The sequence below is a fragment of the Streptomyces sp. NPDC048392 genome (assembly GCF_043200575.1).
GTDB lineage: Bacteria > Actinomycetota > Actinomycetes > Streptomycetales > Streptomycetaceae > Streptomyces.
Genome location: NZ_JBICYB010000101.1, coordinates 1 through 1,428 on the forward strand (window position 1 = coordinate 1; position 1,428 = coordinate 1,428).

Consider the following 1,428-nt stretch of genomic DNA (forward strand, 5'->3'; position numbering starts at 1 on the left):
ACCAGAGTTCGTCAGGAACCAACCGCTTCGACAGATCAGCACTCACGACCGACATCATGCCGCACGAGCATCACACCACGTGAGACAACCTCTAAGGCTCATGTCATCGCGACCATCAATCTGAAGGGGGGCGTGGGGAAGACCACCACCACGGCCGGTCTCGCGGAGTTCCTCTCGGCGGAGTTCAATAAGAGAGTCCTGGTCATTGACCTCGACCCGCAGACGAACTTGACGACGGTCCTGATCGGGGAGAAAAAGTGGGAGGAACTAAACGACGACGGTTATACTTTGGCAACCCTTTTCAAGGACGCCCTCCGGCCTGAGGGGGAACCTCCGGAGTTCGATCTGGAGAAGACGCTCCAGCGCAACGTGTCTCCGGTGGACGCGGTCACCAAGGTGGATCTTCTGCCCTCTTCGCTGGACCTCATCGACGTCCAGGACCGCTTGGCCTCCATGTCGTCCGGACGCTTCTACAGCAATAATCCGACCGATCTTCTGCGTAAGGCAGTTTGGAAGATCATCGATGACTACGACTACGTCCTCGTCGACTGCCCACCGAACCTCGGAATCGTCACTCTGAATGGCTTGCGCATCTCCGACGGGTATATTATCCCGACGATTCCGGACGTCCTCTCGACGTATGGAATTCCTCAGATTCAGCGGCATGTCAAGGCGTTCGCCGACGACAATGCGCAACCGATCGCGGAGATCGGAATTGTCGTGACTAAGTTTAGGGCGGCTTCAACTGTGCACAGGAACACGGTGCTCAGGCTCGAAGCCGACGAGGAACTCCCGGAGGTGCTGCAGACATACATTCCCGAGCGAGACTCCATCGCTGGCTCGGCGGAGTTCGTCGACCGCAGTACTCTGCGGCAGAAGTATGGCTATCAGGGGGAGTACAAGGCCTTCCGTTCCATGACGGAGGAGTTCATCGAGCTGGTCGAGGAGAAGGCGTGAGCGAGCAGAACGACAACGAAACCGCGATCGTGGATGGTGACATCTCGGACGAAGGGGGCCCTGGTCGGCAGGACGACGGCTCGCTCTTGCAGGCTCAGGCCACGGAGGCCGCAGAAGCTCTCCTGAAGCTGGGAGCGTCAGACCCGGACCTGGCAGGAACCCTCGCGCGTGTCCTTAGCGTGGTGGCCGCCGAAGCCGCGCGTACGACTCGTTTCGCTCGGGCGCTGAGCAGGGCCCTAGCCCCTTCCGAGCCGCTCGTCGCATCCCGCTCGGCTGAACGCCCGCGGCGTAGCAGCCGACGGGCCCCTGGTGTGATCGATCCGTTCGCAGTTTTCGCCGAAGTCAGCGAAGTGGGACTTCGCTCACGTCTGGGCGAACTAAGAGGTTGTCTCACGTGGTGAGTTTCGCGAGCTTCTTGTAGCAGGTGAGGGCTGCGGCCAGGCCGAGGAAGGCGAGGAAGTGACTGCCCTT

General features: G+C 60.4%; 2 protein-coding genes. Both read left to right on the forward strand.

The genetic code is table 11. The features are described from left to right. Positions 1–105: 105 nt before the first annotated feature. Positions 106–957 carry a ParA family protein gene (locus ACGFYH_RS37350; protein WP_393807622.1) on the forward strand — a complete coding sequence of 284 codons (852 nt, stop codon included), beginning with the start codon at positions 106–108 and terminating at the stop codon, positions 955–957. After that, positions 954–1,358, forward strand: coding sequence for a hypothetical protein (locus ACGFYH_RS37355; protein WP_393807621.1), 405 nt, complete (start codon positions 954–956; stop codon positions 1,356–1,358). The genes ACGFYH_RS37350 and ACGFYH_RS37355 overlap by 4 nt, the downstream gene beginning before the upstream one ends. Positions 1,359–1,428: the final 70 nt, after the last annotated feature.